A 25,433-nucleotide genomic window follows, 5' to 3' on the forward strand; every position below is an offset into this window, starting at 1 on the left:
CTCCGGGCGGACAAGCGACAAGCCGCACCTATATCGCTACGCGCTCCTCTGGGAGCGGCGTCTGCAGCCCGCTTTAGGCTGGTGGGCGGTGCGGGAAGGCCGAAAGCTCGGCCAGATGAGCATGGAGCAGGGTCAAGCCACCCCCGACACTTAACACCCCTCCAAAACACCCCTTTTGTTGCGCTTTGAACCCCTCACTTTGGGGCGGACGGCCGCCTGACCTGTCTCCACTTCGGCCTGACGGAAGTCCCAGCCCCAAACAGCCCGCAGACGCCTCCCCGAGCGCAACTGTGTAGCGATCTGCCCGCGCGCTTGTCGTCTGTTGCCTGTTCGCCCGGAGGGCGCGGCTGGGCCGCACCCGGCCGCTGGCCCACCCGCCCGGAACCCCGGTAAGTGGGCCCCTGTCCCCATGCCTTCCCCCGGGGGCCGCCCGACAGTTCTTGGCTTTTCGTGACGGGGCGCGCTGTCAAGGGTGGCCGAAGGCCATCGCGAAGCGACGCGACGAAGGAGCGCCCTTGACAGCGTGACCCGGCACGAAGAGACAGTTGAACTGACGGGCAGCCCCCGGAACCCCACCGACCCCGGACGCGCACAACGCACCCTCTGCGGCGAAGCCGCACCCGGCGCCAGCCGGGCCCTTCCTACCAGGACCCCGTCGCCCTGACCCCCGCCAGTAGCCTCGCGACCTCGTCCGTGTCCAGGCGGAGCGCGGCGCCGACCGTGGTCAGGACCTCTCGCTCGGCCGGGATGTACGGGCCGTCCGCGAGGGCGATGCGCGCCGCCTGGAGGAGCAGCGACTCGCGGCCCGGGCCGGCCAGGTGCGGGGCCAGGGGTTCCAGTGCCTCGTGGAGCTCGATGGAGAGGGCCGCCCCGCAGCACTCCGGGCCGTCGTAGAGGCCCAGCCGTCCCTCGTCGGTGGCCAGCGCCTCGACCAGGGACTCCAGCTGCTCCTCCGTGCAGTCCTGGAACCCCGCCGCCCGTACGGCGCCCACAGCGGCCTCCAGGGCGCTGCGCGAGGACGTACCGCCCGCCGCCAGGACGGCGAGGGTGACCGTGTGGACGGCGTCCCGCAGCATCGCGGAGAACCGGGTGGTGGTCGGGTGGTCGAGCACGTCGGTGTCGTAGCGGTCGCGGCAGGCCGCGCATTCGACCACGGGGCCGACGGTGCCGCGCGGCAGCAGCGGCACGCCGAGGACGGTGAGCCGTCGACGGCCCGTCCGCCGCTTGTAGTTGCGGTCACCGCCGCATCCGGGGCAGAAGAAGTCCCCGTCGCCCACGGTGTTCCAGGTGGTACGGATGCCCCACGCCGACAGCTTCCGGCCGGTCCCGCCCCGAACTGGCAGCACGTTCGCACCTCCGTAACGGTCCGGCAACATCGCCGGGTTGGCGTGATGTTAGCCACATCGGTGAGCATGCGTCAGTCGTGTGACAAGACAACATCGGTCGAGTCCGCGAGTTGGCCGAAGTGCGCCCCCGGCGGTACCCCGGGAATACCCCTCGATTTCCGCCCGAATCTCCCTCGTTCGAGGGACCCCGCCCACACACCCCCGGATACACCACGGCCCCGCCCCTCGCATGCGAGGGGCGGGGCCGTGGCTCAGCTTCAGCGTCCCGCGCGGTTGACCGCCGAGATGACGGCCTTCAGAGAAGCGCGGGTGGTGTTCGCGTCGATGCCGATGCCCCACAGGACGCGGCCGTCGATGGCGCACTCGATGTACGAGGCGGCCTGCGCGGAGGCGCCCTCGCTCATCGTGTGCTCGGTGTAGTCCAGCAGGCGGGCGTCGATGCCGATGGCGGCCAGTGCGGCGAAGAAGGCCGAGATCGGACCGTTGCCGGTGCCTTCCAGTACGGTCTCGGCGCCGTCGACGACCGCTTCGACGGTCAGCGTGTCGGTGCCGTCCTTGTCGGTGGTCGTCTGGCCGGAGCGCAGCTGGATGCGGCCCCAACGGGCCTCGGCGTCCGCATGGTTGGGCAGGTACTCGTCCTCGAAGATGGACCAGATCGCCTTCGGCGTGACCTCGCCGCCCTCGGCGTCGGTCTTGGCCTGGATGATCCGCGAGAACTCGATCTGCATGCGGCGCGGCAGGTCCAGCTTGTGCTCGTTCTTCAGGACGTACGCGATCCCGCCCTTGCCGGACTGCGAGTTGACCCGGATGACCGCCTCGTAGGAGCGGCCGACGTCCTTCGGGTCGATCGGCAGGTAGGGCACCGCCCACTCGATCTCGTCGACGGTCTTGCCCTGGGCGGCCGCGTCGGCCTCCATGGCGTCGAAGCCCTTCTTGATGGCGTCCTGGTGGGAGCCGGAGAAGGACGTGTAGACCAGGTCGCCCGCGTAGGGGTGGCGCGGGTGGACCTCCATCTGGTTGCAGTACTCGGAGGTGCGGCGGATCTCGTCGATCTGGGAGAAGTCCAGTTCGGGGTCCACGCCCTGGGAGAACAGGTTCATGCCCAGCGTGACCAGGTCGACGTTGCCGGTGCGCTCGCCCTGCCCGAACAGGCAGCCCTCGACGCGGTCGGCGCCGGCCATCACGGCCAGTTCGGCGGCGGCGACGGCGGTGCCGCGGTCGTTGTGGGGATGGACGGAGATGCAGACGAAGGGGCGGCGGGTCAGGTTGCGGGCCATCCACTCGAAGCGGTCCGCGTGGGTCGAGGGCGTGGAGCGCTCGATCGTCGCGGGCAGGTTCAGGATGATCTCGCGGCCCTCGCCCGGCTGCCAGACGTCACAGACGGCCTCGCAGACCTCCAGGGCGAAGTCCAGCTCGGTGTCGGTGAAGATCTCCGGGCTGTACTGGTAGCCGAAGACGGTCTCGTCGCCCAGGATCTTGTCGGCGTAGTCCATGACCAGGCGGGTGCCGTCGACGGCGATCTGCTTGATCTGTTCCTTGGAGCCGCGGAAGACGACCCGGCGGAAGGTCGGCGCGGTGGCGTTGTACAGGTGCACGGTGGCGCGCTTGGCGCCGACCAGCGATTCGACGGTCCGCTCGATCAGGTCCTCGCGGGCCTGGGTCAGTACGGAGATGGTGACGTCGTCCGGGATGGCGCCCTCTTCGATGATGGAGCGCACGAAGTTGAAGTCGGTCTCGCCGGAGGAGGGGAAGCCGACCTCGATCTCCTTGAAGCCCATGCGCACCAGCAGGTCGAACATCTCACGCTTGCGGGCGGGGCTCATCGGGTCGATCAGGGCCTGGTTGCCGTCGCGCAGGTCCGTGGACAGCCAGCGGGGCGCCTTGGTGATGCGGGCGTCCGGCCACGTGCGGTCGGCGATGTCCACCTGCTCGTAGCCGGCGTACTTGTGGATCGGCATGCCGGAGGGGCGCTGCGTGTGCGTGGCGTTGGTGATGGGGGTGGGTCGTCCCGCAAAGGTGTGCTGAGTCATGGCGTAGGGCTCCTCGCGTGTCCACGTGATGTTCGCTGGGACGGCCGACAGGCAGTAAAACTGCAACACCGGACTCCGCGGGGAGGGGGTCGGCCTACGACTACAGGCCCTCGCCGCGGCAGCTAAGGAGAAGCAGCCCAAAACGCATGATGGCCAAACCCTAGCCCAGCCGTGCGGCTGTGCGGGGACCTGTTCAGTATGCAAGACCATGCAGTCCGTTTTGTGCCACTTGTGAGCTATGACTCCCTCCTCCCCGCGGGGTCCGGGTGATCCGTCAACCCGGGTCGGCAGGTTTCAGACAGTCGAATGAATCATGGTTGCAGCTAGTGACACTGGCATGACCCAGTGCCACATTGCCGCCATGGATGCCACGCCTCACCACCCCGCACACCACTCCACACACCACCCCGTCTTCTGCACGATCGTGCCGCCGCACGTCCTCGACCGGATCGCCCGCTCCGAGGACACCCGCCGCGCCGACATCGCGCAGCGCACCCTGGAACACGACGCCCTCCAGCGCACCCGGCGCCGTCTCAACACCGTCCGCGGCATCACCGCCGCCCTCGGCACCCCGGCGTCCGAGACCCCGGACCGGACCATCTACGACGCCCAGCACCACACCCGGCTGCCCGGGAAGAAGGTCCGCGCCGAAGGCGGGCCGCTACACAAGGACGCCTCCGTCAACCGCGCCTACGCCGGGCTCGGCTCCACCTTCGAGCTGTACCTGAAGGCGTACGGACGCCACTCGATCGACGGTTCGGGCCTGCCCCTGAACGCCAGCGTCCATTACGGCGAGCAGTACAACAACGCCTTCTGGGACGGCACCCAGATGGTCTTCGGCGACGGCGACGGCGACCTGTTCCTCGACTTCACCGTCTCGGTGGACGTGATCGGGCACGAGCTGACCCACGGGGTCACCCAGTACACGGCCAACCTGGAGTACTACGGCCAGTCCGGCGCCCTCAACGAGTCGATGTCGGACGTCTTCGGCTCGCTCATCAAGCAGTACTCCCTGGACCAGACGGCTCAGGACGCGGACTGGCTGATCGGCGCCGGGCTGCTCGGGCCGAACGTCAGCGGGGTCGCGCTGCGCTCCATGAAGGCGCCCGGCACGGCGTACGACGACGACGAGCTGGGCAAGGACCCGCAGCCCGCGACGATGGACGGCTACGTCAAGACCAGCGGGGACAACGGCGGGGTGCACATCAACTCCGGCATCCCCAACCACGCCTTCTACCTGGCCGCCACCGAACTCGGCGGCAAGGCTTGGGAGCGGGCCGGGCAGATCTGGTACGACGCCCTGACCGGCGGGCAACTGGCCCAGGACGCCGACTTCGCCGCCTTCGCGCGGCTCTCGGTGGCCGCCGCGGCCACCCGCTTCGGGTCCGGCGGCGCCGAACACGAGGCACTACTGAAGGCCTGGTCCCAGGTGGGTGTGCCGACCGCGTAGAGCCGGTAGACAGGTCCCATGCTGATTCTTGTGGTGCGGACGGGCGGCTTCGCGGGCATCGAACGCCGGGTCGAGATCGATACCTCGGGCCTGCCCGACGAGGCGGAATGGCAGGCCCTGGCGCAGCTCGCGCTGCGTCCGGGTCCGCCGCATCCGACCGACCGGATCCGGGACGGGTTCTCGTACCGGATCACGGTCGACGGGCGGACGGTGCTGTGCCAGGACCCGAACCTCACCGACGCCCAGCGCCAACTGATCATCCGGGTCCTCAAAGAGGGTGCCTGACCAGGCCTCTTCTGTTTGGATGCCCGGATGACCCTTCTCGATGACCTTGAGCGTTACTACGACACCGTGCCGCGGACCGGGGGTGCGCGGGCCGAGGGCTTCGGCCCGCTCACCCTGTTCGTGCAGGAGGGCACCGGCTGGCCCTACTACGCGCGCCCCGCCCTCGGCGACGGGACCGCGCCGGGTCCGGCGCCCGAGGTCAGCGTCGCCGACGTCATACGGGTCCGCGCCCGCCAGCGCGAGCTGGGCGTCCCCGAGGCCTTCGAATGGGTGGCCGAAAACACCCCCTCGCTGCGGGCCGCCGCGGAAGGCGCCGGACTGCATGTCCATGCGCACCCGCTGATGGTTCTGGACCCGGACGCGGTACGGACTCCCCCGCATCCGGAGGTCCGGATGCTCGGCGCCGACGACCCCCTGCTGCGGGCGGCGGTGACCGTCCCGATGCTGGCCTTCGCCGCCCCCGGCACCGCCCGGGGCGCGGCGGGCCCGGCGGAACTGGCGGCCGCGGCCGCCGATCCGGCGAGCGGGACCCGGCGGGCGCACGTGGCGCGGCGGATCGGCTCCGGTCAGACCGGGCTCGCGGCGGCGGTGCGCGACGGCGTCGTCCTGTGCTCGGGCCAGTACAACCCGGTGGGCACCACCGTCGAGGTCGCGGGCGTCGGCACCCTCCCGGCGGCCCGCCGCCAGGGGCTGGCCGAGGGCGTGACGGCGGCCCTGGTCGCGGACGCCCTGGCCGCCGGCGCGCGCACGGTGTTCCTCTCGGCGGGCGACGAGGACGTGGCCCGGATGTACGGGCGGATCGGATTCCGCCGGGTGGGCACGGCCCTGATCGCGGAACCGCCGGAGGAGGGGACCGCGTAGCCACCGGCTCCCGGGGACACATCGGGGCGTTTGCCGGAACGGCAACAAACTTTGTCCCCGGTGCGGGGGCGGGCGCAGCATCGGGAGTGCAGGCAGCCACCCCGGCGCCCGGCGCCCGTACCGCAGGAAGAGGCCCCCATGCCCGAGCAGACGCACGACCACCGGCCCGAGACGGCCACGGCCACGGCCACGGGAGCGGAGTACTGGGACGCCCGCTACCAGGAGAGCGAGCGGATCTGGTCGGGGAAGGCGAACGCGATCCTGGTCCGCGAGACCGAGGGCGTCACCCCGGGCCGCGCCCTGGACCTCGGCAGCGGCGAGGGCGGCGACGCGGTCTGGCTGGCCCACCACGGCTGGCGGGTCACCGCCACGGACATCTCCGCCGTCGCCCTGGAGCGGGGCGCCGCGCACGCCGCCGAGGCGGGAGTGGCCGACCGGATCGAGTGGCAGCGCCACGACCTGGCCGAGTCGTTCCCGGCCGGGGAGTTCGACCTGGTCACGGCGAGCTTCCTGCACTCCTACGGCGACTTCCCGCGCGAGCGGATCCTGCGCACCGCGGCCGGCTCGGTCGCCCCCGGCGGCATCCTGCTGATCGTGGGCCACGCGGGCTGGGCCGACTGGCAGCAGGACCGCCCCGAGGTCCGCTTCCCGACGCCGGAGCAGGTCGTGGCGGAACTGGAGCTGCCCGACGGCGCCTGGGAGGTGCTCCTGGCCGAGGAACACGAACGGGCCCAGGACCAGCCTGACGGCCGGCCCGGGACCCGGACGGACAATGCGGTGAAGGTACGGCGGCTGCGGTAGGCCCCGGCGGCAGGCGCGGGCGGCCCCGCCGGACGGAGTCCGTCCAGGAGGGGTCAGAAACCGAGCTTGCGCAGCTGCTTCGGGTCGCGCTGCCAGTCCTTCGCGACCTTCACGTGCAGGTCGAGGAAGACCGGGGTGCCGAGCAGCGCCTCGATGTGCTTGCGCGACTTCATCCCGACCTCCTTCAGGCGCGAGCCCTTCGGGCCGATGATGATGCCCTTCTGGCTCGGCCGCTCGATGTAGACGTTCGCGTGGATGTCCAGCAGCGGGCGGTCGGCCGGGCGGTTCTCGCGCGGGATCATCTCCTCGACGACCACGGCGATGGAGTGCGGCAGCTCGTCGCGCACGCCCTCCAGCGCGGCCTCGCGGATCAGCTCGGCCACCATCACCATCTCGGGCTCGTCGGTGAGGTCGCCCTCCGGGTAGAGCGGCGGGCTCTCCGGGAGCAGCGGGGCGATCAGGTCCGCCAGCAGCTGGACCTGGCTGTCGCCGACCGCGGAGACGGGGACGATCTCGGCCCACTCGAAGCCCAGCTCGGCGCCGAGCTGGTGGATGGCGAGCAGCTGCTCGGCCAGCGCCTTGGACTCGACCAGGTCGGTCTTCGTCACGATGGCGATCTTGGGGGTCTTCTTGATCCCCGCGAGTTCCTTGGCGATGAACTTGTCGCCGGGGCCGAGCTTCTGGTCGGCCGGCAGGCAGAAGCCGATGACGTCGACCTCGGACCAGGTGGCCCGTACGACGTCGTTCAGCCGCTCGCCCAGCAGGGTGCGGGGCTTGTGCAGGCCGGGGGTGTCGACCAGGACGAGCTGCGCGTCGGGGCGGTGCACGATGCCCCGGACCGTGTGCCGGGTGGTCTGCGGCCGGTTGGAGGTGATCGCGACCTTGGTACCCACGAGTGCGTTGGTCAGGGTCGACTTGCCCGCGTTGGGGCGGCCGACGAAGCATGCGAAGCCCGCGCGGTGCGGGGCGGTGGGCTCGGGGGAACGATCGCTCATACGGGCCATTCTCCCCGATGCGGCTCCCAGCGCCGACCAGGCCACGGCGAGGAGGGCGAGCGCACCCGCCAGCGGGGTCCCCAGCCAGGGGTGCGCGGCGTAGTAGGCGGTGGCCCGGGCGGCGGCCCCGGAGGCCGTGGCGCGGACGGTCACGGTGGTCCGGTCGAGGGCGGGCGGGTCCGCCCAGTGCGCGGTGAGCCGGACCCGCTGGCCCGGCAGCAGCTCGCCGGGGGCGCTCGCCTCCTGGTGGAGCAGGGCGCGGCCGAGGGCTCCGGTCGCGGTGAGGGTGGTGCGGGGGTGCAGGGTGACGTTGCCGAGGTTGCGGAGCGTGTACGAGACCTGCGCGCCGGAGCCCTGGCGGGTGACGGCGAGCCCCTCCACGGCCAGGGCGGGCGCGGTCGGCCCGGCGACCCGGAGGTAGACCCGGGCGGCGACGGCCCGCTGGACGCCGATGCCCCCGGCCGGGGCGACGGCGCCGGGGCGCTCCTCCAGGGCGACGACGGCCCCGGGGTGATCGCCGGGTTCGGCCCGTTCGGGGACGGTCAGGGTGAACGGCACGCTGACCGCGCCCCCGGCCGGGACGGTGACGCGGTCCTGCGCGAGCCGGGTCCAGGCGCCGGTGCCCTCCCGGGGTTCCTCGGGGCCGCGCGGGGCGAAGCCGCCGTCGCGGGCGGTGTTGTGGGCGTCGGCGGCGTAGAGCCGGAAGGTGAGGGGGCCGGGGGTGCGGTTGGTGACGGTGACGGCGTCGGAGACGGTGGTGCCGGGCGCGGCGGCGAGGTAGAAGTACGGGCGCTGGGCGATCGCGTTGGCGACGGGCAGGACGGACCACTGCCCGTCGTCGGCGGCCCGGGCCGCCCCGGCGGACCCGAACGCGACGGTGATCGCGGCCAGCACCGCCGCGAGGAGCGAGAGCACCGGGGCCCGGGGCAGCGGGGCCCCGGTCACGACAGGGTGAGCGTCAGGACGGCCGTGTAGGCCCCCGGCGGGGTGTACGGCGGCACCTCCAGCGTGACGGTCGCGTCCACGGTGAAGGTCCCGCCCACCACCGGGGCGTCCGGAGCCGAAGCGAGCACCGCGCCCTCCGGTCCCACCACCCCGGCGCTGCCCGCCGCGCAGTGGCTCGGGCTTCCGGCCGCCGTCACGCACACGGGGGTCCAGCGCAGCTTCCCGCCGGGGATCCGGACCCCGCCCGGGCCCGTGAAGTCCGTGACCTTGCCGGTCAGGGACCAGCCCGCGGGGCCGCCCCGGGCGTCCTTGACGGTGACCGTCCCGATCCGGCCGGGGGCCGCGCCCCCGCCCCCGTAGGCGATCGCGCCGAGCACGACGGACTCCCCCGCCTGGGTCATCGTCAGCGCCCCCGGCTCCACGGTCGCCGTCACCTGCTGTGATCCGGTCCGGGGCGGCCGGGCGTCGGCGATGACCGTGTACGCGCCCGGGCCCGAGCCGCGTTCCGCCGTCCAGGCCGGGCCCTCGTACGCCACGACGGCCGTGGTCGTCCGGTCCGTGACCGGCAGGCCGGCCAGGACCACGCCCAGCGCGTCGGCGGTGGCGGTGACCCGGTCGGCGGTGGGGGCCGCGCCCGCGCGGCCGCTGACGGTGACGGCCGCGCCCGGGGTGAAACCGGTGCCGGTGACCTTGACCGTCGCGCCGGGTCCGCCGGACGCGGCGCCGAGGACCACGGCGCGCAGGTTGGCCACCGGGAGCGGGCTCGCCGTGAGCCGACCGGCGACCGGCGACCGGCCCCCCTCGGCGGGGGTACAGGTGGTGTCGAGGTCGAGCAGGTGGCTGGTGTGCAGGGTGTAGGCGCCGGGGGCGAAGGTGGTCTCGCCGGGGGCGGTGACGGTGAAGGTGCCGGTCATGGTGACGGCGGGCAGGAGCGCGCCCGAGGGGACGGGATCGCTGCGTTTGGCGCCGACCACGGTCACCTCGCCCTGCTGCGCCCCGGCCAGCACGATCACGGCGGTGGGGGTCAGTACGTCGGCGGGCAGGTCGGCGGGCAGCGGGTTCACGGCCGGGGTGGCGGCCACCCGGTAGGTGACGGTGACGGTGTCACCGACCCGGGGCGCGGGGTTGTCCACGGTGAGCACCGCGGTGGTGGGGCCGTCGGCAGGCGGCAGCCCGGCCTGCTGCGGCGGGACGCAGTGCGTGGGGAAGTCGACCTGGCCCGCCGGGGCCGGTTCCGCGCCCTCGGCGGCGGCCGGCGGGCTGAGCGCGCCGCCCGCCGCGGCGGCGAGGGCGGCCATGCCGAAGGCCGCCGACCAGCCCCTGCTCCGCGTCCCTCTGCGCACCACGGCACCCCCGCTGTCCACCTCGGCAGGGGGCCATTCACGAGCGGGCGGCGGCAGATGTCAAGGGAGCGATCCGACGGCAACTGATGGGCCATCAGATAGCGGCAGTCTCCCGCCCCTTCGCTCCGCCCGCCCCGCCCGCCCCGCCGGACCGGAAGGTCCGCCGGTACGCCGTCGGGCTCACCCCCAGCGCGGCCCGCACGTGCTTGCGCAGCGACTGCGCGTTGCCGAACCCCGTCTCCCGCGCCACCTGTTCCATCGGCAGCTCCGTGCGCTCCAGCAGCTGCCGGGCCCGCTCCACCCGCTGCATGACGATCCACTGGCCGGGGCTGACCCCGGATTCCTCCCGGAAGCGGCGGGTGAACGTCCGTACCGACATGGCCTCCTGGCGGGCCAGGTCGGTCAGCCGCACCGGTTCGTGCAGCCGGTCCAGCACCCAGGCGCGGGCCGCCGTGGTGCTGGCGACCTGCGGCCGCGGCACCGGCCGCTCGATGAACTGGGCCTGGCCGCCCTCCCGGTGGGGCGGGACGACCGTGCGCCGGGCCACGTCGTTGGCCACGGCGGCGCCGTGGTCGCGGCGCACGATGTGCAGGCAGAGGTCGATCCCGGCGGCCACCCCGGCCGAGGTCAGCACGTCCCCGTCGTCCGTGTACAGCACGTCCGGATCGACCAGCACGGCCGGGAAGAGCCGCTGGAAGTGCCCGGCCGAGGCCCAGTGGGTGGTGGCGCGGCGGCCGTCGAGGTACCCGGCCGCGGCCAGGACGTACCCGCCGGTGCAGATGGAGACCAGCCGGGTGCCGGGGCGGACGTGCGCGAGGGCGGCGGCGAGTTCGGGGGTGAGCCGCCCCTCGTCGTAGACCGGGCCCAGCTCGTAGGAGGCGGGCACGACCACCGTGTCGGCGGTGGCCAGCAGCTGCGGCCCGTGCGCGACGTCGATCGCGAAGTCGGCGTCGGTGGGGACCGGGCCGGGCGCGAGCCCGCAGGTGAGGATCTCGTACAGCGGCCGGCCCGCCGGATCGTGGGCGCGGCCGAAGATCCGGTGCGGGATGCCCAGCTCGAAGGGCAGCAGCCCGGTGAGCGCGAGGACGACCACCCGGTGGGGCCGGTCCTGCGGCGGGAGAGCGGCAGAGGAGGTCATGGCCCGATCATTCATGGCCCGATCGTAGCGAAGCATGTCGTTCAGGCCACTGGATCGCGGTCCCCGGGGACCGGAAGCTGTCCCTGTGACCCAGACAGCACCCCTCCCCGCCTCCAGCGCCGACGCACCGGCCCCGCGCCCCGCCGGGCGGATCCACCGCGCCTGGTCCGTCGCCGCCGTCACCTTCGTGACGATCATCGGCGCCGCGGCCTTCGCCTCCCTGCCCGGTCTGCTCCTCGACCCGCTGCACAAGGAGTTCGACTGGTCGCGCGGCACGATCGGCTTCGCCGTCTCGGTCAACCTCGCCCTGTACGGGCTGACCGCGCCCTTCGCCGCCGCGCTCATGGACCGCTACGGCATCCGCCGGGTCGTGGTGGTCGCGCTGACGGTGATATCCGGCGGCACCGCGGCCACCGTGTGGATGACGGCGTCCTGGCAACTGGTGCTGTTCTGGGGCGTCCTGGTGGGCCTGGGCAGCGGCTCGATGGCGCTGGCCTTCGCCGCGACCGTGACCAACCGCTGGTTCACCGCCCGGCGCGGCCTGGTCACCGGCATCCTGACCGCGGCGGGCGCCTCCGGCCAGCTGATCTTCCTGCCGCTGCTGGCCTGGCTGGTGGAACACCACGGCTGGCGCCCGGCGGCGGTCACCGTCGCCCTCGCCGCGCTGGCCGTCGTACCGTTCGTCTGGCTGCTGCTGCGGGACCACCCGGCGGACGTGGGGCTCGCCCCTTACGGCGGGGAGTACGCGCCCAAACCCGCCCCCGTGCCGGGCGCCGCCCGGCGGGCCCTCACCGTGCTCGTCAAGGCGGCCCGCACCGGGCCCTTCTGGCTGCTCTCCGGGACCTTCGCGATCTGCGGCGCCTCCACCAACGGCCTGGTCAAGACGCACTTCGTGCCCGCGGCGCACGATCACGGGATGCCGGTGACGGCCGCGGCCGGGCTGCTCGCGGTGATCGGCGTGTTCGACGTGATCGGCACGGTGGCCTCCGGCTGGTTCACCGACCGCTTCGAGCCGCGCCGCCTGCTGGCGGTGTACTACGCGCTGCGCGGGATCTCGCTGCTCTTCCTGCCCATGCTGCTGGCGCCTTCGGTGCACCCGCCGATGGTGTTCTTCATCGTCTTCTACGGCCTGGACTGGGTCGCGACCGTGCCGCCCACGATCGCGCTGTGCCGGGAGCAGTACGGCGAGGACAGCGCGATCGTCTTCGGCTGGGTACTGGCCTCGCACCAGGTGGGCGCGGCGCTGGTGGCGTTCCTCGGCGGTCTGGCGCGGGACGTCTTCGGCTCGTACGACCTGGTCTGGTACGCCTCGGGGGCGCTGTGCGCGGTGGCCGCGCTGATGGCGATGGTGATCCGGCGCCGCCGCGACCCGGCCGGCCCGGCGGCGGTCCCGGCCGCGGCCTGACGGGGCCGCCGGGGGCCGGGCCGGGACCGCGCGGGTTCAGCCTCTGCGCAGCCAGTTCAGCCCGTTCAGCCCGCCGTGACGGTGGACTTCAGGGTGCCGTCCGGGGCGGCGAGGAGCACCGGGGTGGCCGCGCCGCCCAGGTCGCGGACGGCCGCCCGGTCGGCCTCGCTCACGCCGTCGGCCGCGCTGACCACGGCCGCGGCCTCCAGCGACTGGGCGCCGCTGGCCACGGCCATCGCGACGGCGGTCCGCAGCGCGCTGAGCTTGAGCGACTCCAGCTCGACGGTCCCGGCGACGTACGTACGGCCCGTCTCGTCCCGCACCGCCGCCCCCTCGGGCACCGCGTTGCGGGCCCGGGCGCTGCGCGCCAGCGTGATGATCTTGCTGTCCTCGGGGCCGAGCGCGGCGCCGCCGTTGTCGTGATCGCTGTCCGTCATGCCGGAAAGCATAGGAGCGCCTCGGCGCGGCCGTACAACGGCCCCGCCGAGGCGCTCTCCCCTCCATACCCACTCCCCGGCCCCCGGCACGGGGCTGCCGACTATGCAGTCGGCTTGGTGGCCTTCAGCGAGGTCTCCACCTTGTGGATGGCGCGGTCGAAGTCCTTCTCCCCGCGCGCTCCCTCGCCCCAGTTGTTGTGGACGGTGCTGATCACGGCGCCGACCCGGATCACCGCGATGTCCTGGTCCACGACGTGGTCGTCGTTCTTGAACTGCACGCGCAGGCCCGTGGACTGGTCGCCGAGGGCCGGGATCTCGAAGACCTCGGCCTTGGCGAGCGCGGACTTGCCCTCGTAGGTGGTCTCGAAGGAGCCGCAGTCCTTGACCGTCGCGGCCAGCGCGGTCACGGCGCGCTCGGCGTCGGCCGCGCGCTCGTAGCCGCTGACGTCCTGGAGCATCAGGCTCTGACCGGTGGCATCGCTGAACACGACCTGCCGGGACATCTTGTAGTCGGTGAGCAGCCGCCCGGTGTTGACCAGGTCGATGACCGCCTTGCAGCTCTGCGGCTTGGCGGCGCCGAACTCGTAGGTCTTGGGGTCACCGCTGTCGATGACGGTGTTCTCGTCGGCCTTCCACCCGGCGGACAGGTCCGCCGCCTTCAGCAGCACGCTCTCGGCCTGGTCTGCCGTCAGCGTCGCGGGGCCCTTCTTGGGCGTGGTGGACGATCCGGCCGACGCACCCTTCTCCCCGTTCTGGCACGCGGCGGTGAACAGCAGGGAGGAGGCGGCCGCGACGGCGGCCACGGCGAATCGGGTACGGCGGTGCACGGGGACTCCAGGAACGGATCTTGCTTGGCGGAAGCAAACCTAAGCGTAAATTAAGCACTTCCGGTGATCCGAAGGTCCTGAAAAAATGTGACCTTGCTCCCAGGCCGTCCCGCCCACCGGTCCGCCCCCGCCCCCGCGGGCCCGGACCTCGCCCTCAGGGCCGGTCGAGCCGCAGCCGCTCCGCCCGCGGCAGCCCCGCCACCACCAGGTCGTACGAGTCCTCGATCAGCTCCCTGACCATCGCGTCCGGAAGGCCGCCCACGGTCACCGTGTTCCAGTGCCGCTTGTTCATGTGCCAGCCCGGCACGATCGCCTCGTGCTCGGCGCGCAGCCGCACCGCGGCCTCCGGTTCGCACTTGAGATTCACCGTGAGCGGGCTCCCGTCGAGCGCCGCGAGCGCGAACACCTTGCCCAGCACCTTGAAGACCGAGGTCTCCGGGTTGAAGGGGAACTCCTCGGTCGCGGCGTTGAATCCGAGGCAGAAGGCACGCAGCTCGGCGGGGGTCATACGGTCTCCTCCCCGGCGGCCGGCTCCGGCCGGACCGGCTCGACCAGCACGGTGACGATCTTGTTCCGGCGGCCCGCCGGGGACTCGGCGGTCAGCCGCAACGAGCGCCCGTCGGGCAGTTCCTGGAGCGCGGACGCCCCCGCGATCGGCACCCGGCCGAGCGCCTTGGCCAGCAGTCCGCCGACCGTCTCCACGTCCTCGTCGTCGAAGTCCTCGACCCCGAACAGCTCGCCGAGGTCGGTGATGTCCAGACGGGCCGTCACCCGGTAGCGGTCGTCGCCGAGTTCCTCGACGGGCGGCAGCTCGCGGTCGTACTCGTCGGTGATCTCGCCGACGATCTCCTCCAGGATGTCCTCGATGGTGACGATCCCGGCCGTGCCGCCGTACTCGTCGATGACGACGGCGACGTGGTTGCGGACCTGCTGCATCTCGCGCAGCAGGTCGCCCGCGTTCTTCGTGTCGGGCACGAAGACCGCCGGGCGCATGGCGGTGGTGACCAGCTCGGACTCGGCCTCGCGGCTGATGTGGGTCTTGCGGACCAGGTCCTTGAGGTAGACGACCCCGACGATGTCGTCCTCGTTCTCCCCGGTGACCGGGATGCGCGAGAAGCCGGACCGCAGCGCGAGCGTGGTCGCCTGACGGATCGTCTTGTACCGCTCGATGCAGATCAGGTCGGTGCGCGGCACCATCACCTCGCGCACCAGGGTGTCGCCGAGTTCGAAGACCTGGTGCACCATGCGGCGCTCCTCGTCCTCGATCAGCGATTCCTTCTCCGCCAGGTCCACCATCGCGCGCAGCTCGGCCTCGGAGGCGAACGGCCCCTTGCGGAAGCCCTTCCCGGGGGTCAGCGCGTTGCCGAGGAGGATCAGGAGCTGCGGGACCGGGCCCATCACCCGGGCGAGCGGCACCAGGACGTACGCCGCCGCGGTCGCGGTGTTCAGCGGGTGCTGGCGGCCGATCGTCCGGGGCGAGACGCCCACCGCGACGAAGGAGACCAGCACCATCACGGCGATCGCGGTGAGCAGCGCCCGCCAGCTGTCGCCGAGGGCGTCGAGGCACACGTAGGTGACGAGGACGCCCGCCGCCATCTCGCAGGTGACCCGCACCAGCAGGGCCACATTGAGGTAGCGGGTCGGGTCGGCGGCGACCTGCGCGAGCTTGGCGCTGCCGCGCCGCCCCTCGCGCACGGCCTGTTCGGCGCGGAAGCTGGACATGCGGGCGATCCCGGACTCGGCGCACGCCGCGAACCAGGCCACCACGACCAGCAGGACCGCCCCGGTGATCAGCTGGGGGGCGGTCACGAGACGGTGGGGGCGGGAGAGGCGCCGGTCATGCCGCGCTCACCCCGCCAGCCGTCCACGATGGCCGCCTGCAGGCCGAACATCTCGGCCTTCTCGTCGGGCTCCTCGTGGTCGTAGCCGAGCAGGTGCAGCACCCCGTGGACGGTGAGGAGCTGGAGCTCCTCGTCCATGGAGTGCTGCGTCGGGGCGTCCTCGCCCTGCTTCTTGGCGACCTCGGGGCAGAGCACGATGTCGCCGAGGAGCCCCTGCGGGGGCTCCTCGTCGTCCTTCGACGGCGGACGCAGTTCGTCCATCGGGAAGGACATGACGTCGGTGGGTCCGGGCAGGTCCATCCACTGGATGTGCAGCTGCTCCATCGCCGCCTCGTCGACGACGATGACGGACAGCTCGGCCAGCGGGTGGATCCTCATCCGGGTGAGCGCGTAGCGGGCGATGTCGAGGATCGCCTGCTCGTCGACATCGGTTCCGGACTCGTTGTTGACGTCGATCGACATGGTGCTTCTGGACTACTTCCCGTTGTGGCTGTCGTACTGCTCGTACGCGTCGACGATACGGCCGACGAGCCTGTGCCGGACGACATCCTCGGAGGTGAGCCGCGCGAAATGGATGTCCGGCACCCCCTCCAGGATCTCCTGGACCTGCCGCAGACCGCTCTTGGTCCCGCCGGGGAGGTCGACCTGGGTCACGTCACCGGTGACGACGATCTTCGAGTCGAACCCGAGCCGGGTCAGGAACATCTTCATCTGCTCGGGGGTGGTGTTCTGCGCCTCGTCGAGCACGACAAATGCCTCATTGAGGGTGCGACCTCGCATATAGGCCAGGGGCGCGACCTCGATCGTGCCCGCCGCCATGAGCCGCGGGATCGAGTCGGGGTCGATCATGTCGTGCAGCGCGTCGTAGAGCGGGCGCAGGTAGGGGTCGATCTTGTCGAAGAGGGTGCCGGGCAGGAAGCCGAGGCGTTCGCCCGCCTCGACGGCGGGGCGGGTCAGGATGATCCGGCTGACCTGCTTGGACTGGAGGGCCTGGACGGCCTTGGCCATCGCCAGGTAGGTCTTGCCGGTACCGGCCGGGCCGATGCCGAAGACGATCGTGTTCTTGTCGATCGCGTCGACGTACCGCTTCTGGTTGAGGGTCTTGGGACGGATGGTGCGGCCGCGGCTGGAGAGGATGTTCTGGGTGAGCACCTCGGCCGGGGTCTCGTCGCCGCCCTGGCCCTCGGGGCCCGCGCCGTTGGCGCGGAGCATCGCGATCGACCGTTCCACTGCGTCCTCCGTCATCGGCTGTCCGGTGCGGAGCACCAGCATCATCTCGTCGAACAGGCGCTGGACGAGGGCGACTTCCGCCGCTTCCCCGACCGCGCGTACCTGGTTGCCCCGCACGTGGATGTCGGTGGCGGGGAACGCCCGCTCGATCACGCGCAGCAGGGCGTCACCCGATCCGAGCACCGTCACCATCGGGTGCTTGGCCGGAACGGTGAAGTGGGCTCGTGCCTGCCCCGGCAAGGCGGGGGTGCGGGCTGTCGGTGTCTGGGTCATGGGCCGGCTCTGAGGCCTGCACATACCTCCCGTCGAGGGGTCTCGCCGATCGACGACCCTCTGGATTACCAAGCGTACGACTCCGCCCCCGGTTGCCCGAAGGGATTTCCGGGCGCCCCCGCTACGCGGAGTGGCGGAACCCGATCGTGGGCACCGCACGGCGCCTGGCCCCGGCCCTGCGCGCCTCCTCGGCGGCCTCGGCGGCGTCCTCGGGGAGCAGCCCGTCCAGGAACCCGTAGTGCCGCAGCCCCTCGGGGACCCCGCCGGGCCGCGCCCGCAGGGCGTGCCACCAGTGGGCCACCTCCGGCCAGCCGGGGGCGGACAGCGAGCCGCCGAACTCCTGCACCGACAGGGCCGCGGTCAGCCCCGCGAAGGCGAGCCGGTCCGCGAGCGGCCAGCCCGCGAGGGTGCCGGTGACGAAGCCCGCCACGTACACGTCGCCCGCGCCCGTGGGGTCCAGGGCCTCCACCTCGATCGCCGGGACCTCGGCGCTCTCCCCGGTCCGGCCGTCCACCGCGTACGAGCCCTGCGCGCCCATGGTGACCACCGCGATCGGCACCCGCTCGGCCAGCGCCCGGGCCGCCACCCGGGGGCAGTCCGTGCCCGTGTACCGCATCGCCTCGGCGGCGTTGGGGAGGAAGGCCTCGCAGTGGTCCAGGTCGCGCAGGGCGGCCAGGTCCCAGCGCCCGCTCTCGTCCCAGCCGACGTCCGCGAAGACCCGGGCCCCGCGGCGGGCGGCCGCCGCGATCCACTCCTCGCGGCGTCCGGGGGCCAGTGAGGCGACCGCGGCCCTGGCCCGGGGCGGGCAGTCCGGGATGGGGTCGGAACCGGCCCCGGGGGGTGCCTCGTGGCCGTGGGAGACCATCGTGCGCTCGCCCTCGTAGGCCATCGAGACGGTGACGGGCGAATGCCAGCCGGGAATCCGGCGCGACATCGCCAAGTCGATGCCCTCGCCCTGCTCCAGCGCGTCCCAGCAGTACTCGCCGTAGTGGTCGTCGCCGAAGGCGGCGGCGAGCGAGGTGTGCAGCCCGAGCCGGGCCAGCGCGGTCGCCATGTTGGCGACTCCGCCGGGGCTGGAGCCCATGCCGCGGGCCCAGGATTCGGTGCCGCGCACGGGGGCCGAGTCGAGGCCGGTGAAGATGATGTCGAGGAAGACCGTGCCGGTCAGGAAGACGTCGCAGTCCGGGTCACGGGGGGAGCGGAGCGGACCGAGCGGGTCCACCTGCTCGCCGCTGGCTCTGTTCCCGATCTGACGGCTGGTGCGACTGGTCACGGCGTGTTCCCCGTTTCGTACGCGGCGTGGAGGGTCCGGAAAGCTGCCAGCCCTGCCCTGGGCGGGCCGGCGCAAACCCCAGTGTGTCCCAGATCACGACCAGAACGCCCCGTTCCTCAACTCCGCTCGCTTGATGGATATCGGCCCCCGCTCATCCCGCGGCGCCGGGGCGGTTGCCGCGGTCCCCGGCGGCCCGCTATCCGCGCTTGGGCAGCGGGACCCGGATCAGGTCGGCCGCGATGGTCAGCTCGCCCTCGAACCCGGCGGCGCGGGCCTCGCGCTCGAAGTCGGCCGGGTCCGTGTAGCGCTGCGAGAAGTGGGTCAGCACGAGGTGGCGGACCCCGGCCGCGCGGGCGACCCGGGCGGCCTGGGCGGCCGTCAGGTGTCCGTGGTCGGTGGCGAGGCGTTCGTCGGCGTCCAGGAACGTGGACTCGATGACCAGCATGTCGCAGCCCTCGGCGAGGGCGTCGACGCCGGGGCAGAGCCGGGTGTCCATGACGAAGGCGAAGCGCTGGCCCGGCTTGTGCTCGCTGACCTCGTCGAGGGTGACGCCGTTCAGCTCGCCTTCGCGCATGAGCCGCCCGACGTCGGGCCCCTTGATCCCGCGGCGGGCCAGGAGCGCGGGCACCATGCGGCGCCCGTCGGGCTCGGTGATCCGGTACCCGAAGGACTCCACCGGGTGCGAGAGCAGCCGGGCCTCCAGCGTGTACGTCGCCCCGTGCGCCAGCACCCCGTCCGCGGCCACCGGGGCCTCGGCCAGGGGGACCGTCTCGCGGTACGCGGTGGCGTGGCGCAGCCGGTCGAAGAACTTCTGCCCGGAGGCGGGGTAGTGCGCGGTGACGGGGTGCGGGACCTGGTCGAGGTTGATCCGCTGGATCACCCCGGCGAGGCCGAGGCTGTGGTCACCGTGGAAGTGCGTGACGCAGATCCGGTTGATGTCGTGCGCGGCGACCCCGGCCCGGAGCATCTGGCGCTGTGTGCCCTCGCCCGGGTCGAAGAGGATGCCCTCGCCGTCCCAGCGCAGCAGGTAGCCGTTGTGATTGCGGTGGCGGGTGGGCACCTGACTGGCGGTGCCCAGCACCACGAACTCCCGTACGGACACGGCTATCCCGGGGGCCATTCGAGGCCGCGGCCGCCGAGGACGTGGGCGTGCGCGTGGAAGACGGTCTGGCCGGCCCCCGCGCCCGTGTTGAACACGACCCGGTAGCCGGAACCGTCGACCTTCTCCTGCGCGGCGACCTCTCCGGCGGCGCGCAGCACATCACCGGCGATGGCCGGCTCGGCGGCGGCGAGGGAGGCGGCGTCCGGGTAGTGGACCTTGGGGACGACGAGGACGTGCGTCGGCGCCTTGGGGCTTATGTCCCGGAAGGCGAGGGTCGTCTCGGTCTCGTGGACGACGGTCGAGGGGATCTCACCCTTGACGATCTTGCAGAACAGGCAGTCAGCCTGAGATTCCCCGGCCATTGCGGCGCCTCCATAGCAGTGATCGACTCCCCGCATCGTAACGGCCCCGGCCCCGGAGACCGGCGCAGCCAACCCCAGCCCGGGGGGGCGAAGCCGGCGCAGCCGACCCCAGCCCGGGAGGGCGAAGCCTGCGCAGTCAAACCCTGCCCGCGGCGAACTCGGCGCAGCCAAACCCTCCCTGGGGGGCGAACTCGGCGCAGCCAAATCCAGCCTGCCCGGCGTTTGAGGGCCTGCCGGAGGCACCGCAGCCAATCCCAGCCTGCCCGGCGATTGAGGGCCCGCCGGAGGCCGAACCCAGGGACCGCCGAACGAAACCTGAGCCGCCGGTGCCCGGCCATGCCTCCGGCGGCGCCTCAAACGCCGGCGAGGCTGGATGCGCCCCGGCCCGGAGTCGGCGCAGCCAAGGCCAAACCCGGCCCGCCCGGCGGCAAGGGCGTGGGGTCAGGACCAGCGGCCGGTGCGGGAGAGGAGGACGGCCACGGCGGCGGTGCCTGCGGTGGAGGTGCGCAGGACGGACCGCCCCAGGCGGTACGGCCGGGCCCCCGCCTCCGCGAACACGGCGAGTTCGTCAGGTGAGACCCCGCCCTCGGGCCCGACCACGACCACGATCGACCCCGTCGAGGGCAGTTCGGCGCTCGCCAGCGCCAGCGACGCCGTGTCGCGGTCCTCGTGCAGGACCACCCCCAGGTCCGCCCCCGCGAGCAGCGCGGCGACCTGCTTGGTGGACATGGCCTCGGCGACCTCCGGGAACCGGACCCGGCGGGACTGCTTCCCGGCCTCGCGCGCGGTCGTCCGCCATTTCCCGAGCGCCTTCGCCCCCCGCTCCCCGCGCCACTGCGTGATGCACCGCGAGGCCTGCCACGGCACGACCGCGTCGACCCCGGTCTCGGTCATCGTCTCGACGGCCAGCTCGCCCCGGTCCCCCTTCGGCAGCGCCTGGACCACGGTGATCCGTACGTCCGCGGGCGGCTCCTCGTGCACCGAGTCGACCGCGACCACCAGCCGGTCCTTGCCCTCTGCCGCCTTGACCACGGCTTCGGCCCAGCGCCCGCGGCCGTCCGCGAGGACCAACGCCTCGCCGGGGCCCAGTCGCTTCACGGACACGGCGTGGCGGCCCTCGGGGCCGTCCAGGACGAACTCCGGCCCCGCGGGGACCTCTTCGACCACGAACACGGGGGCGGTCATGACGCACTCCTCATTTTCAGCATCTGCAACGCGCTCTGCGCTTCGGCCAGTTCGGCCGCCAGTACTTCCACCAGCTGCGCGGCGGGCAGCGGCCGGGCCAGCCGGTGGCCCTGTCCGGCCCACAGGGCCATGCCCTGCGGGTCCCCGGCGGCCGCCGCGGCCTTGCGCAGGCCGGAGGTGATGTGGTGGACCTGGGGGTAGGCGGCGGGCGCGTACGGCCCGTGCTCCCGCATGAACCGGTTGACCAGCCCGCGGGCCGGGCGCCCGGAGAAGGCCCGGGTGAGTTCCGTGTGCGCGAACAGCGGGTCGGTCAGGGCCTTCTTGTGCAGCGGGTCGGCGCCGGACTCGGGGCAGGCCAGGAAGGCCGTGCCGAGCTGCGCGGCCTCGGCGCCCGCCGCGAGCACGGCGGCGATCTGCGAGCCCCGCATGAGGCCGCCCGCCGCGACGATCGGGAGCGCGACCGCTTCCCGTACCTGCGCGACCAGTGCCAGCAGGCCGACGCCCGCCGTGCCGTCGGTGTGCGGGTCGTCGCGGTGGGTGCCCTGGTGGCCGCCCGCTTCGATGCCCTGGACGCAGACGGAGTCGGCGCCGGCGCTCTGCGCGGTACGGGCCTCCTCGACGGAGGTCACGGTGACGACGGTGCGGGTGCCGCCCCGGCGCAGGGCGGTGAGCACCTCGGCCGGGGGGCAGCCGAAGGTGAAGGAGACCACGGGGACCGGGTCTTCGAGGAGGATGGCGAGTTTGGCGTCGTAGCCGTCGTCGCAGGTGCCGACGGTGTCCTCGGGGGCGATCGAGACCGCGTACCAGCTCGCCTCGCCCGCGAGCTGTCCCCGGTAGGCCTCGACGGCGGCGGGGTCGGCCGAAGTGGTCTGCGGTACGAAGAGGTTGACGCCGAAGGGGCGGCGGGTCAGCCCGCGCAGCCGTTTGATCTCCTGGTACATGCCGTCGGCGGTTTTGTATCCGCCGGCCAGGAAGCCCAGTCCGCCCGCCTCGCACACGGCGGCGGCCAGGGGCGGACAGGATCCGCCGCCCGCCATGGGGGCCTGCACGATCGGGTACTGGTGAAGACCGTTCGGTGCGGAGGACATGCCCAGCATCGTGCCATGTCCCCCGCACCAGACCGAATCGTGCAATTCGCCTGGCATAGTCCGGTTCCCCGGTACGCCCGACGCCCGCTGGGGGCGTCTTCCGGCGGGGCCGTCAGCGCCCGTTGAAGGCGTCCTTCAGCCGGCTGAACAGGCCCTGCTGCCCGGGCTGGAACTGGCCGGTGGGCCGCTCCTCGCCACGCAGTTTCGCCAGCTGGCGCAGCAGGTCCTCCTGCTGCGCGTCCAGCTTGTTCGGGGTCATGACCTCGACGTGGACGATCAGGTCGCCCCGGCCGCCGCCGCGCAGGTGCGTGACGCCGCGGCCGTGCAGCGGGATGGACTGGCCCGACTGGGTGCCGGGGCGGATGTCCACCTCTTCCATGCCGTCGAGGGTCTCCAGCGGGCACTTCGTGCCGAGGGAGGCCGCCGTCATCGGGATGGTGACCGTGCAGTGCAGGTCGTCGCCGCGCCGCTGGAAGGTCGAGTGCGGCAGCTCGTGGATCTCGACGTACAGGTCGCCGGCGGGGCCGCCGCCGGGGCCGACCTCGCCTTCGCCCGCGAGCTGGATGCGGGTGCCGTTCTCGACACCCGCCGGGATCTTGACCGTGAGGGTGCGGCGGGAGCGGACCCGGCCGTCGCCCGCGCACTCGGGGCACGGGGTGGGGACCACGGTGCCGAAGCCCTGGCACTGCGGGCAGGGGCGCGAGGTCATGACCTGGCCCAGGAAGGACCGGGTGACCTGCGAGACCTCGCCGCGGCCGCGGCACATGTCACACGTCTGCGCCGAGGTGCCGGGGGCGGCACCCTCGCCGGAGCAGGTGGTGCAGACGATGGCCGTGTCGACCTGGAGGTCCTTGGTCGTCCCGAAGGCCGCCTCGTCGAGTTCCAGGTCGAGGCGGATCATGGCGTCCTGGCCCCGGCGGGTCCGCGAGCGCGGTCCGCGCTGCGAGGCCTGCCCGAAGAAGGCGTCCATGATGTCCGAGAAGTTGCCGAAGCCACCGGCTCCGAACCCGCCCGCGCCACCGCCGCCCGAGGAGGACAGCGGGTCGCCGCCGAGGTCGTAGACCTGCTTCTTCTGCGGGTCCGAGAGCACCTCGTAGGCCGCGTTGATCTCCTTGAAGCGCTCTTGCGTCTTCGGGTCCGGATTCACATCCGGGTGGAGTTCACGCGCGAGGCGCCGGAAGGCCTTCTTGATCTCGTCCTGGGATGCGTCGCGGCGCACGCCGAGTACGGCGTAGTAGTCCGTGGCCACTTACGACTCCGCCAGGATCTGTCCGACGTAACGTGCCACTGCGCGTACCGCTCCCATCGTTCCGGGGTAGTCCATGCGGGTCGGTCCGACCACGCCGAGTTTGGCGACTGCTTCGCCGCCCGAACCGTAACCGACCGAGACGACCGACGTGGAGTTCAGTCCCTCGTAGGCGTTCTCGTGCCCGATCCGTACGGCCATTCCCGACTCGTTCGCCTCGCCCAGCAGCTTGAGGAGCACGACCTGCTCCTCCAGCGCTTCGAGCACCGGCCTGATCGTCAGGGGGAAATCGTGTCCGAAGCGGGTGAGATTGGCGGTTCCGCCGATCATCAGCCGTTCTTCGGCGTCCTCCACGAGGGTTTCGAGGAGGGTCGCGAGGACGGTGGAGACCGTCGCCCGGTCATCGGTCTCGAAGGACTCGGGGAGGTCCTGCACCAGCGGCGGCACATCGGTGAACCGGCGGCCGACGACCCGGCTGTTGAGCCGTGCCCGCAGGTCGGCCAGCGAGGTCTCCCCGAAGGGCGTCTGGCAGTCGATGAGCCGCTGCTCGACCCGTCCGGTGTCCGTGATCAGTACGAGCATCAGGCGGGCCGGGGCCAGCGACAGCAGCTCGACGTGGCGGACGGTGGAACGGGTCAGGCTCGGGTACTGGACGACGGCGACCTGCCGGGTGAGCTGCGCGAGCAGCCGCACCGTACGGCCGACCACGTCGTCGAGGTCGACGGCGCCGTCGAGGAAGTTCTGGATGGCCCGCCGCTCGGGCGACGACAGCGGTTTGACCCCCGCGAGCTTGTCGACGAAGAGGCGGTAGCCCTTGTCCGTGGGGATGCGCCCCGCGCTGGTGTGGGGCTGGGCGATGTAGCCCTCTTCCTCCAGCACGGCCATGTCGTTGCGCACGGTGGCGGGCGAGACGCCGAGCCGGTGCCGCTCGGTGAGCGCCTTGGAGCCGACCGGCTCCTCCGTCCCGACGTAGTCCTGGACGATGGCGCGGAGCACTTCGAGTCTGCGTTCGCTGAGCATCGCGCACACCTCCATCTGTGATGCCTGTTCCTGGTGCTGCCTGGCCGTCGTGGCGAGTGCCGCTGGCACTCGCGGTCGGTGAGTGCCAGAGATCCCCCGGTCAGTGTACGGCGGGTACGTACGGCGTTAGCAAGGGCGGCCCGTCGCGGCCCGTCAAGGTACCGCGCGGCGAGCGGCCGCTCGACTAGCGTCGCCTCATGGACGTGAGTTGGGAAGACGCGGGCTGGGAACGGCTGACCGGGCGGACCGGACGGCTGCGGCTGCCGGTGTGGGACTGCACCGCGGGGCTGGTGGTGGGTGATGACGCGGTCCTCCTGATCGACCCGGGTTCGTCCCTGCCGGAGGGGTCCCGGCTGCGGGTGGCGGCGGAGCACATGACGGGCCGGCGGGTGACGCATCTCGCATTCACGCACGGCCATTTCGATCACGTCCTGGGCTCCTCGGCCTTCCCGGAGGCCGAGGTGTACGGCGCCGTGGGCCTGGACGCACTGCTGACCGCGGACCGCGACGAGCTGCGCGAGGACGCCGTGCGGCAGGGGCTGGCGCGGGCCGAGGCGGCCGAGGCGGCGGAGCGGATGGTGGTCCCGCGGCACCTGGTGTCGGGCGAGTGGACCCTGGAACTGGGCGGGGTCCAGGTGCTGCTGGCCAACGTCGGCCCCGGGCACAGCGGGCACGACCTGGCGGTGTGCGTGCCGGGCGAGCGGGAGGTGGTCTTCTGCGGGGACCTGGTCGAGGAGTCCGGGGAGCCGCAGGCGGGCCCGGACGCGATGCCCGAGCGGTGGCCCGAGGCCGTGGACCGGCTGCTGTCCCTGGGCGGGGACGACGCGCTGTACGTGCCCGGTCACGGAGCGGTGGTCGACGCGGCCTTCGTGCGTGCGCAACGCGACACACTGGCCCAGCGGTACGGCGTGTCGCGTGCGCGCGGCCGCGGGGCCTCCTAGCGTCGGCCG

Annotated in this window: 24 protein-coding genes; 6 read left to right on the plus strand and 18 right to left on the minus strand. The window is 72.6% G+C overall.

Annotation, left to right across the window (positions count from 1 at the left end; genetic code table 11):
* Nucleotides 1–641 precede the first annotated feature (641 nt).
* Nucleotides 642–1,346 carry a TerB family tellurite resistance protein gene (locus tag OHS33_RS11555; RefSeq protein WP_330330301.1) on the minus strand — a complete coding sequence of 235 codons (705 nt, stop codon included), beginning with the start codon at nucleotides 1,344–1,346 and terminating at the stop codon, nucleotides 642–644.
* 257 nt (nucleotides 1,347–1,603) lie between these two features.
* On the minus strand, nucleotides 1,604–3,376 hold the full coding sequence (gene leuA / locus OHS33_RS11560) for a 2-isopropylmalate synthase (RefSeq protein ID WP_330330302.1): 1,773 nt from the start codon (nucleotides 3,374–3,376) through the stop codon (nucleotides 1,604–1,606).
* 361 nt (nucleotides 3,377–3,737) lie between these two features.
* On the opposite strand from leuA, the gene OHS33_RS11565 reads away from it, so the two are divergent.
* From OHS33_RS11565 to OHS33_RS11580, 4 genes are all read left to right on the plus strand, one after another.
* A complete protein-coding gene (locus tag OHS33_RS11565) occupies nucleotides 3,738–4,826 on the plus strand; it encodes a M4 family metallopeptidase (RefSeq protein WP_330330303.1) in 1,089 nt (362 codons plus the stop codon).
* Between the two features lie 18 nt (nucleotides 4,827–4,844).
* Nucleotides 4,845–5,111, plus strand: coding sequence for a protealysin inhibitor emfourin (locus OHS33_RS11570; protein ID WP_330330304.1), 267 nt, complete (start codon nucleotides 4,845–4,847; stop codon nucleotides 5,109–5,111).
* A gap of 27 nt (nucleotides 5,112–5,138) precedes the next feature.
* On the plus strand, nucleotides 5,139–5,972 hold the full coding sequence (locus OHS33_RS11575; protein WP_330330305.1) for a GNAT family N-acetyltransferase: 834 nt from the start codon (nucleotides 5,139–5,141) through the stop codon (nucleotides 5,970–5,972).
* 138 nt (nucleotides 5,973–6,110) lie between these two features.
* Nucleotides 6,111–6,773 (plus strand): class I SAM-dependent methyltransferase, encoded by a 663-nt coding sequence (locus OHS33_RS11580; RefSeq protein ID WP_330330306.1) that lies wholly within the window; start codon nucleotides 6,111–6,113, stop codon nucleotides 6,771–6,773.
* Between the two features lie 53 nt (nucleotides 6,774–6,826).
* On the opposite strand, the gene era is transcribed toward OHS33_RS11580, so the two are convergent.
* From era to OHS33_RS11595, 3 genes are all read right to left on the minus strand, one after another.
* A complete protein-coding gene (era, locus tag OHS33_RS11585; protein ID WP_443065435.1) occupies nucleotides 6,827–7,777 on the minus strand; it encodes a GTPase Era in 951 nt (316 codons plus the stop codon).
* A 932-nt stretch (nucleotides 7,778–8,709) separates the two neighbouring features.
* Nucleotides 8,710–10,011, minus strand: a complete 1,302-nt coding sequence (locus OHS33_RS11590) for a beta-xylosidase (RefSeq protein ID WP_330335015.1) — start codon at nucleotides 10,009–10,011, stop codon at nucleotides 8,710–8,712.
* Between the two features lie 139 nt (nucleotides 10,012–10,150).
* Nucleotides 10,151–11,194, minus strand: a complete 1,044-nt coding sequence (locus OHS33_RS11595) for a GlxA family transcriptional regulator (protein ID WP_330330307.1) — start codon at nucleotides 11,192–11,194, stop codon at nucleotides 10,151–10,153.
* 85 nt (nucleotides 11,195–11,279) lie between these two features.
* Here OHS33_RS11595 and OHS33_RS11600 point away from each other — a divergent pair, with 85 nt between their 5' ends.
* The gene (locus tag OHS33_RS11600; protein ID WP_443065284.1) at nucleotides 11,280–12,599 is read left to right on the plus strand and encodes an MFS transporter; all 1,320 of its coding nucleotides are present in this window, start codon (nucleotides 11,280–11,282) and stop codon (nucleotides 12,597–12,599) included.
* A gap of 65 nt (nucleotides 12,600–12,664) precedes the next feature.
* On the opposite strand, the gene OHS33_RS11605 is transcribed toward OHS33_RS11600, so the two are convergent.
* The 13 genes from OHS33_RS11605 to hrcA all read right to left on the minus strand — a co-directional run bounded on the left by OHS33_RS11605 (nucleotide 12,665) and on the right by hrcA (nucleotide 24,483).
* Entirely contained in the window at nucleotides 12,665–13,036 is a 372-nt protein-coding gene (locus OHS33_RS11605; RefSeq protein WP_330330308.1) for a cytidine deaminase, read from the minus strand.
* A 101-nt stretch (nucleotides 13,037–13,137) separates the two neighbouring features.
* A complete protein-coding gene (locus tag OHS33_RS11610; protein WP_330330309.1) occupies nucleotides 13,138–13,863 on the minus strand; it encodes a hypothetical protein in 726 nt (241 codons plus the stop codon).
* Nucleotides 13,864–14,017: 154 nt separating this feature from the next.
* Complete coding sequence (locus tag OHS33_RS11615) at nucleotides 14,018–14,371, minus strand: MmcQ/YjbR family DNA-binding protein (RefSeq protein WP_330330310.1); 354 nt, start codon at nucleotides 14,369–14,371, stop codon at nucleotides 14,018–14,020.
* Nucleotides 14,368–15,672: a hemolysin family protein gene (locus OHS33_RS11620; RefSeq protein WP_330330311.1), complete on the minus strand. Its 1,305-nt coding sequence runs from the start codon at nucleotides 15,670–15,672 to the stop codon at nucleotides 14,368–14,370. The genes OHS33_RS11615 and OHS33_RS11620 overlap by 4 nt, the downstream gene beginning before the upstream one ends.
* Nucleotides 15,669–16,166 carry an rRNA maturation RNase YbeY gene (ybeY, locus tag OHS33_RS11625; RefSeq protein WP_330330312.1) on the minus strand — a complete coding sequence of 166 codons (498 nt, stop codon included), beginning with the start codon at nucleotides 16,164–16,166 and terminating at the stop codon, nucleotides 15,669–15,671. Before ybeY ends, OHS33_RS11620 begins: the two co-directional genes overlap by 4 nt.
* Before the next feature lie 12 nt (nucleotides 16,167–16,178).
* Nucleotides 16,179–17,207, minus strand: coding sequence for a PhoH family protein (locus OHS33_RS11630; protein WP_330330313.1), 1,029 nt, complete (start codon nucleotides 17,205–17,207; stop codon nucleotides 16,179–16,181).
* A gap of 121 nt (nucleotides 17,208–17,328) precedes the next feature.
* Nucleotides 17,329–18,480 carry a carbohydrate kinase family protein gene (locus OHS33_RS11635; RefSeq protein ID WP_330330314.1) on the minus strand — a complete coding sequence of 384 codons (1,152 nt, stop codon included), beginning with the start codon at nucleotides 18,478–18,480 and terminating at the stop codon, nucleotides 17,329–17,331.
* A gap of 196 nt (nucleotides 18,481–18,676) precedes the next feature.
* On the minus strand, nucleotides 18,677–19,582 hold the full coding sequence (locus tag OHS33_RS11640) for a ribonuclease Z (RefSeq protein ID WP_330330315.1): 906 nt from the start codon (nucleotides 19,580–19,582) through the stop codon (nucleotides 18,677–18,679).
* 2 nt (nucleotides 19,583–19,584) lie between these two features.
* The gene (locus OHS33_RS11645) at nucleotides 19,585–19,944 is read right to left on the minus strand and encodes a histidine triad nucleotide-binding protein (protein ID WP_330330316.1); all 360 of its coding nucleotides are present in this window, start codon (nucleotides 19,942–19,944) and stop codon (nucleotides 19,585–19,587) included.
* A 441-nt stretch (nucleotides 19,945–20,385) separates the two neighbouring features.
* On the minus strand, nucleotides 20,386–21,129 hold the full coding sequence (locus tag OHS33_RS11650; RefSeq protein ID WP_330330317.1) for a 16S rRNA (uracil(1498)-N(3))-methyltransferase: 744 nt from the start codon (nucleotides 21,127–21,129) through the stop codon (nucleotides 20,386–20,388).
* Nucleotides 21,126–22,217: a nitronate monooxygenase gene (locus OHS33_RS11655; protein WP_330330318.1), complete on the minus strand. Its 1,092-nt coding sequence runs from the start codon at nucleotides 22,215–22,217 to the stop codon at nucleotides 21,126–21,128. Before OHS33_RS11655 ends, OHS33_RS11650 begins: the two co-directional genes overlap by 4 nt.
* Nucleotides 22,218–22,329: 112 nt before the next feature.
* Nucleotides 22,330–23,466, minus strand: a complete 1,137-nt coding sequence (dnaJ, locus tag OHS33_RS11660) for a molecular chaperone DnaJ (RefSeq protein ID WP_330330319.1) — start codon at nucleotides 23,464–23,466, stop codon at nucleotides 22,330–22,332.
* Entirely contained in the window at nucleotides 23,467–24,483 is a 1,017-nt protein-coding gene (gene hrcA / locus OHS33_RS11665) for a heat-inducible transcriptional repressor HrcA (RefSeq protein WP_330330320.1), read from the minus strand.
* Between the two features lie 197 nt (nucleotides 24,484–24,680).
* On the opposite strand from hrcA, the gene OHS33_RS11670 reads away from it, so the two are divergent.
* The gene (locus tag OHS33_RS11670) at nucleotides 24,681–25,424 is read left to right on the plus strand and encodes an MBL fold metallo-hydrolase (protein WP_330330321.1); all 744 of its coding nucleotides are present in this window, start codon (nucleotides 24,681–24,683) and stop codon (nucleotides 25,422–25,424) included.
* The last annotated feature ends 9 nt before the right edge of the window (nucleotides 25,425–25,433 follow it).

Origin of the sequence: Streptomyces sp. NBC_00536 (genome assembly GCF_036346295.1) — a bacterium.
In the GTDB taxonomy this organism is placed as follows: Bacteria; Actinomycetota; Actinomycetes; order Streptomycetales; family Streptomycetaceae; genus Streptomyces.